5 protein-coding genes are annotated in these 8,277 nt (G+C 29.5%); all 5 read left to right on the top strand.

Annotated elements, in window-relative coordinates; translation table 11 throughout:
* Positions 1-3,493: AAA domain-containing protein (locus ACJAX4_RS19735; RefSeq protein WP_435791151.1), on the top strand; the 3,493-nt coding region annotated here is incomplete at its 5' end.
* A gap of 600 nt (positions 3,494-4,093) precedes the next feature.
* A complete protein-coding gene (locus ACJAX4_RS19730) occupies positions 4,094-4,648 on the top strand; it encodes a hypothetical protein (RefSeq protein WP_435791150.1) in 555 nt (184 codons plus the stop codon).
* 14 nt (positions 4,649-4,662) lie between these two features.
* Positions 4,663-5,364, top strand: coding sequence for a hypothetical protein (locus ACJAX4_RS19725; RefSeq protein WP_435791149.1), 702 nt, complete (start codon positions 4,663-4,665; stop codon positions 5,362-5,364).
* A 9-nt stretch (positions 5,365-5,373) separates the two neighbouring features.
* Complete coding sequence (locus ACJAX4_RS19720; RefSeq protein ID WP_435791148.1) at positions 5,374-6,444, top strand: hypothetical protein; 1,071 nt, start codon at positions 5,374-5,376, stop codon at positions 6,442-6,444.
* A gap of 740 nt (positions 6,445-7,184) precedes the next feature.
* Complete coding sequence (locus ACJAX4_RS19715) at positions 7,185-7,784, top strand: recombinase family protein (RefSeq protein WP_435791147.1); 600 nt, start codon at positions 7,185-7,187, stop codon at positions 7,782-7,784.
* Positions 7,785-8,277: the final 493 nt, after the last annotated feature.

Genomic DNA, 8,277 nt, shown 5'->3' with positions numbered 1-8,277 from the left:
AAAAGTGAAAGAGCAAAGTAATAAGTCTGAAAACAATTTTTTAAGTGTGAATGGAATAGATGAAGATATACTATTAACAAAGCCAGCTAATGCAGAACAATTAGCGGTAGCAAAGCACTTAGAGAGAAATGGGGCAGTTTTAGTTCAAGGGCCTCCAGGTACAGGGAAAACTCATACAATTGCTAATATGGTGGGTCACTTATTATCACAAGGTAAGAGTATATTAATTACCAGTTACAGCGAAAAGGCTTTATCCGTTTTAAAGGAAAAGGTGGTGGAAGAGCTACAATCATTATGTCTAAGTTTATTAGCTACGACAGAAGGTAGACGTGAAATGGAGAATAGTTTAGATGTTATTAATGAAAATAGGTCTACATTAGAACCAAGCGATTTAAAATCGAAAGTTGAGAGTTTAGGAAAAGAAAGAAAAGAAATTATTGATAAATTAAATAATCTTAAGATGGATTTGAAAAATGCAAGAATTAACGAATATAGGGCGATAATTATTTCTGGAGAAGAATATAAACCAATTGATGCTGCAAAGTATATTAATAAGCATAGAAGTGATGCAGATTGGATGCCTACTCCTGTAATTTTAGGTAAAAGCTTATCATTAAGTGAAGAAGAAATTAGCGAGGTATATTCTAGCAACGTTAAAATAAACTTAGAAGAGGAAAAAGAATATGATAGTAAATTGCCTAATCTAAGTGAATTAATAACACCAATTGAATTTAATGAGATAATAAGTCAGAAGAATACATTTAGCAGTGAAAAATTATCAAATGGCTTGGAATATTGGAATAGTGAAGTAGCAGTTAAATATACGATATCTGAGCTTAGTGACATTAGGGACAGGGTAAATGGAGCATTAGTGAGTATAGATATAAACACTCCTTGGGTATTAGAAACTATTCAGTCGGCTAAAGAAGACACCTTAAAAAATAGTTGGAGTTTATTAATAGATGAAATTAACGTAACTTACAAACTATCTATTGATTGTTCAGAAAGTATGCTAACATATAATCCTCAATTTATTGATATAGAGTTAATTAGTGACGTAGATGTTCTATTAAAATATATAATTGAGAAACTTGAAAATGGAGGAAAGATAACAAGGGCAAATTTATTTTTGAATAAGCCATTGAAGAATTTTATAAATGCTTGTAGAGTGAATGGTAATGTACCGACTAAAACAAACGAATTCAAAGCATTAAATAATTATCGTAGGTTAATTGTAACAAGGGAGAAATTAAAAAATAGGTGGAATAGACAAATAGCAGTTTTAGGTGCAGAGCAAGTTGATGATATGGGAGATGCTTTTGAATTAACCTGTAAAAAATATTGCTTAACAATTGAAGAAAACATAAATTGGTATGAAAGAAAATGGAATCCAATAATTAAGGATATAGATTCATGTGGTATAAACCTAGAAAGATTAAAAAGTAAACCTGATCTGTCTAGCAATAAATTTAGCAATCTTAAACATATAAAGTTAGATCTTGGTAAAAAATTAATGGAAATTATAGAGGCGCAAATATATAGAGTACAATACAATGAAATAAATAATAATAAAAAGAAAATTGAGAATGTCGTTAATGAATTTTGTAAAAATTATAATAGTAAAATAATTAATGGATTACAAACAGCTGTAATAAATGAAGATGTAGATTTATACAATGAGTGTTATGAGTCGATAAAATCAATAAAGGAATTAGGTAAGTATATTGAAAGAAGAAGGGAACTATTAGATAAATTAGCGATAACCGCCCCTGCTTGGGCATATGAAATTATAGAAAGGCAAGGTGAATTTGGAAAAGCTAAAGCCCCAGCTAATATTAAAGAGGCTTGGCTATATTGTCAATTTGTAGAAGAGATTAACTATAGAAATAGAATCTCTATAGATGAGGTTCAGCAGAGTATAGTTGAATTAGAAGAATCATTTAAAAATAATACAGCAGAGTTAGCATTTAATAAAGCATGGTTATTCAAATTGGATGAATTCAACAATAATAAAAAACAAATACAAGCAATTGAAGGTTGGAGACAACTAATAAGAAAGATAGGTGCCGGAAAAGGTAAGAATGCTGAAAAATTAAAAGCAGAAGCAAGGCAGCTAATGCCACAGTGTCAGAGTGCAGTTCCAGTTTGGATTATGCCATTAAACAAAGTGGTAGAAAACTTTAATCCAAAGGAAAATAAATTTGATGTTGTTATTATCGATGAAGCAAGTCAGGCTGATGTTATGGCATTAGTTGCGTTATATTTAGGTAAACAAGTAATTATAGTTGGTGACAATGAACAGGTCAGCCCACTCGCTATTGGAGAAAAGACCGAAGATATGGAAAGACTGGTCAAAGAATATTTATATGATATGCCTAATCATTTTCTATACTCAGGTAAATTTTCAATATATGATTTGGCACAATCATCAGGATATCAACCAGTTAGATTAAAGGAACATTTTAGATGTGTTCCAGAAATTATTGAGTATTCAAACATTTTATCTTACAATGGTAAAATAAAAGCGCTTAGGGAAACTAGTGATGTTAAAACAAAACCACCAATAATACCATATAGAGTTCGAGATGCTATATCTGATAAGAAAATAAATCAAAAAGAGATTGAAGCTGTAGTATCATTAATATTAGCTTGTTGTGAAAATGAAGAATATAATGGTAAAACATTTGGAGTAATAACTTTAAGAGGAGAGAAGCAAGCAACACTTATAGAGAGGTTATTGCAGAGTAAAATGGCACCAATTGAGTACGATAATAGAAATATTTTATGTGGAAATCCAGCAAATTTTCAAGGCGATGAGCGAGATATCATTTTTTTGTCAATGGTTGATGCAAATGCTGGTGAAGGCCCTATGAGATTAACTTCATATGGAACTGATAATTTGTATAAAAAAAGATATAATGTTGCAGTAAGTCGTGCGAGAGATCAGCTTTGGCTTATTTATTCTATGGATTCAGACAATGATTTAAAGAGTGGTGATATTAGAAAAGGGTTAATTGAATACTGCAAAAATTATAAATCAAGACAAAGTGATTTTGAAAAAAATGTATTAAAGGCAGAATCAGAGTTTGAAAAGAGAGTGATGAAATATCTTATTGAAAGAGGATACAAAATTTCACCACAATGGGAAGTTGGTTCGTTTAGAATAGATATGGTTGCTATTTATAAAAATAAAAAAATAGCAATTGAATGTGATGGTGAACGGTGGCATGGTGAAGATAAATTGGAAGAGGACATGAATCGTCAAGGAATTCTTGAAAGGCTTGGATGGAGATTTATTAGGATTAGAGGGAGTGAATTCTTTAGCGGTGAAGCGGATGCAATGGAGAATGTAATTCGTAAATTGAATGATCTTGATATATATCCTGATGAAAAATCAGATGAAATATCTGAAGAAGAGTGTGCACTTAAGGAAAAGATTATTGTTAGAGCAGATGAGATAAGAGAATTGTGGATAGATGATGTTACTGAATGATAAAAAATTAGTGGATTTACTTTAATAGTAAGTCCTTTTTTATTATTTAGAGCAAATCTAAAGAACCACTAAGGAATTTCATGAATAATAATACATAGTGAAAAATAGTGATGGTAATGAAATTTTTTTATTTTATGTTGAATATTTAAATGGTGATCTCTATGATTTTTATTATGCTAAAAATAGAATTCGTGATTGTGTTATAATAAGTTCACCTAAGATGGATGTATTTAACAATTATTTAAAATAATGAAACTAATATTTTAATTATATAGTGTGAAAAATATGGAAATAGAGAAAGAGGAGAACTATCATTAACTATATTTTCAAGTGATCAACGCATGAGAAGATTGGTGCATTATTTATATATAAAAGCTAAGGATTATGTGGAGGGGGAATAAATAATAGTATAGTATAAATACTTTAAACCTCAGGGAGAAATCCTTGAGGTCTTTTCTCATTTCTTAACAATAAAATAATAATGAATAATAGGCAATATGTTGAAAGTAAGTTAATTATAAGCTATAATAAAATAATATTATTAATGAATCCTAGAAGGTGAATTACACGGAAAATCTAATAATAGAAGGGAGAATAAAAATGATTCAATATAAACTCTGTAAAATTTTTAATGAAAATAAAAGCCAAACAATTAAAAAACTTAATGAAATTTATGGCGATGCTAATTTATGGTTTATATCTGATAATATTATTGGAATTTCATACGATTATAGGGATAAAGATTACAAACATATTTTAAAAAGTATTTTGGAGTTTAAGATGAATCAAATAATTATAACCCCAACAATTTTTTTGCAAATACTAAAATATTGTATTGATAATAATTATTTCATTTCACAAATGTCATTTTTGGACTCCATTTCTGTTGAAGATAAGGAATTTGTTGATTACCAAGTTAATTTATTAAATAGAGAAGAGGATCAATTAATTAAAGAAAAACAAAAAAACATTCTAGTTAATGAGTTACATTGGCTTACTTCAGATGGGTGCATTGATATTAGATTAATTGAATTCACAATTAAAACTAAAAATGAGCTATATTCCAATGTTACAATTTATAGTAATGGGGTTATTTTAATAGATGATAAAATGCTTACTTACGAGTTAAATAACCTAATTAGTTTTATAATATAGAGAGAGGTAATTTTATGAAAATAATTAGAAAATTATGGGGTATTGGAGATTCTTCTATAATTCTTTTGATAATGTTTCTTACGAAATTAAATTTAATTGGGTTGATAGAAAGATTTTTACCATACAATGCTCAAAATAGTTTAAAAGATACAACTTTAAGGTTAGCAATAAATACTGCGCTTATGTTTTTGTTTGTTGAGTTTTTATTTTCATTATTTAAGCATCCTATAATTCTAGAAGCAAAAATAGATAATATAGAAGGCACTACTACTACAGAAATTCATTCTGCTAGTCCAGTAGTAGCACATAGAAGTAGAATCATATATGTTGATTTAAGTGTAGATTACAGAAGTAAAATCAATAAATGGATAGTGTCCCTATTTGGAGGTGTTTATCTGCATATTTGGAATACAACATTTACAACAATTCAGGTTGACAAAGTTAAGACAAGCTATCCGGTAGGAGTTATAGATGACAGTTCAAGTTGTAATTACATTAGAATTAAAATTGATGATATTTTAGGAATGAATGAAACCGATAAAGAAAACATTAGAATTATATGTGATATTTCATCTAATTTACAAACAACAGTTGGAATGGGTGGAAGTTTATCAACATCTGTTGTGTCAAAGAATAATAGTTTTTTAGGTAATTTAATAATTAATATTTTGGTTGGCTCTAATAATAGCAAACATAAAATTCAATTAATAAATTAGGAGGGAAATATGGGTACATACTCTATATGGAATTTCGAAAAATATAAGGATTTAGATAGTTTCATAAAAGTTTTAAAAGAGAATAAGAAAAGGGTGAAAAAAGTAACCAATGAGAATTGGAAATATGGCGATTTATTGGTGGAGTTTAGGGAAATAGAAGGATTTGGATTGGAAAATCCAAAACAAATACCTATTAATGATAATATTATTAAATACGCATTATTTGAGGTATATGCAGAAAAGTACAGAAATTATAATCTATGGTTTGAAGAAGATGGTAGAACATTAAAACTTAAAAAGGATTTAATAGTACCTTACTCTTATAGAGTATTAATTTTCCAACATAATGATTTAATTAGATGTATATTTTTCTGCGCTAAAAGCACCGCTCAAACAATGATTAGATATATCTTTAAAGAAGAGGATTTATGGGGAGAAATAAAAGAAAAATTATTAGGTATGAGCGAAGATTTGTTTTATTGGATATTTCAAAGAATAAAGGATTATCCTAATGTGGCATTGTCTGATAAAATTCCGATGCATATAACAAGTTTAAGTAGTTATATGGGCAAAACAAAGGATAAAGTCAATGCAGTTAGAGGAAATGGCAACAGAGTTGCAGCTATGCTTGGAACTGTTGCATTTTTGTTTAGTAATGAACAACTAAAGTCGGTTAGACCAGAGATTCAGTACGAAGGGCATAGGTTCTTAATTGAACTTTCTTTAGTAGGGACGTATAAAATATGGGAAAACACTTATATAGGCGGATTCAATCCTCTTAATGAAACTGCAAGAAATTGTGCTATATGTATATATACTTTTACTCAATCAATACCAAAATTGGTTGAATGTTACAAAGAACGGTGTGCCAAAAATGATTGGTCGCCTAATGTAAAACTTTATTTTTTACAAGCATTGGGTCAAGAAATAATGGATAGAGTTAATTCAGAATTGCAATTAATAACTGTAAGTGCTGAGGCAGATGATGAGGATAATGAAACCAGTGATATAGATGATGCTGCTACAGATATTGATGATATTGATGATATTGATGATATTGATGATCCTGAGGATGAATAATTTCACTACTTATAATAGTTGATATATGTATACCTAAAAACATAAAAATATAGTTAATGGAGCTCCAAGGATACGGTGGAGCTTCTATTTTTTTACTTGTTTTTACAAAGCTAGTGGATTGCTTCGCAGCCCACTAGGGTAACTGTGAGAGCGCCAAGATAAGGGCGTATCATATAGCGGGCGGGAACCCCGCTGAGAAAGAACTAACAAACCACTCATAGCGAGTCTTGGACATCATAGGGAGTAGACAGTTAGATAGTAGGCGGAAAGCATAAAGTTGAAGGGATTGAGCCGCGAAAAACCTATCGGGAAGGCTGATACTGTTCACAGAGTAGAAAGTAATATCCGTATATTCGATAAGTGAGAATATGCGGGCTTCCTCGGGGTCGATATGTGCATAAAGAAAGTAATTATAACTATTTTGTTTGGAGAAAAGCTAATTTACCATTAGCAAACTTAGTCGTTCCTCCTTCGTAATCACCTCTAGGGTGCTTATTTCTACATGTATGTAAAAATAAGCTAAAGAATTACAACTATGTCTATAGTAGAAAGATCTATTATAACCATGTATCATAAAGTATACTTAATGGAACGGTATAAGCATTACCATCTATCAACAGTTTGCATAGTATCAATAAGTTTAAAAAATATTTTTGAAACGTTTCAAAATCGTGTTGATTATTTGATACGTGAACTATATAATTAAAGTATCAAGAATATATAGAGGAAGGATTAATACTATGAAAACTGTAGCATATTTAAGAGTGAGTTCAAAAGACCAAAATATAGATAGACAATTAGATGAAATTAAGAAGTTAAGCATAGAGGAAAAAAATATATATACTGATAAACAAAGTGGTAAAGATTTTGATAGAATTGGCTATCAATATATGAAAAAAGGATTAGAAAAAGGTGATTTACTAATAATTAAATCACTTGACAGGTTTGGTCGTAGTTATGAGGATATAATGAAAGAATGGAATGATATTACTAAAACTATAGGTGCTGATATTAAGGTATTAGATATAGAACTGTTAGATACTACCAAGCATAAAGATATTCTAGGTACATTTATTAGTGATTTAGTATTACAGGTACTATCATTTGTGGCCCATCAAGAAAGAGAAAATATTAAGCAACGTCAAAAAGAAGGGATTGCAACTGCAAAAAATAAAGGCGTAAAGTTTGGTAGGCCTAAATTAGAAGTTAATAGTGATAATTTTAAGGGTATATATAAACAATGGAAAGATGGAAAAGTTAAAGGTGTTGAGGCTACGAAGATGCTGAACATGACTAAAGCTACATTTTATCGTAGAGTTAAAGAGTATGAAGGCAGATAGTTTATAGTGAAGAAGGGCACTTGTATAATGCAATTTATAGGATAAATGATAATTAAAAGGTGCAGGATAGCACTTCTTTTATTTTTGAAAGAAATATAATTAAATAAATCTTTTAATATTAATGAATAGTTAATGTAACTCTGAGAATATATCGGAGTTTTTTACTTTTTTCTACAAGTTTTAAAGGATAAATATGAATGTTTCTTGAATTATGTAAATGAAGCACTTATTGTAAATTATGGATTTTAAGTGCGCCTACTGTCTATAATCGGAAGTTGAAAAAGAGCATTATAAGATAATTTGGATAAGACATCCTAGTAGAATATTGTGCCTTAACTGTCATTTTATTTGTTATAAAATACTCAATGAGTAGTCACGGAAACTAATATATAAAACTTGATTCTGTACAAAGTCATTATAGCGTTATAAATTTTAAGATCAGAGAGCAGTTAGGAATAAAAATAGGTATAGCAAACAAGCCTGCACGATGCAG

The sequence above is a fragment of the Clostridium sp. genome (genome assembly GCF_051278035.1).
Taxonomy (GTDB): domain Bacteria; phylum Bacillota; class Clostridia; order Clostridiales; family Clostridiaceae; genus Clostridium_AD.
Note: the sequence above shows the minus strand (reverse complement) of the source record. Positions and strands in the feature narration are given on the sequence as shown.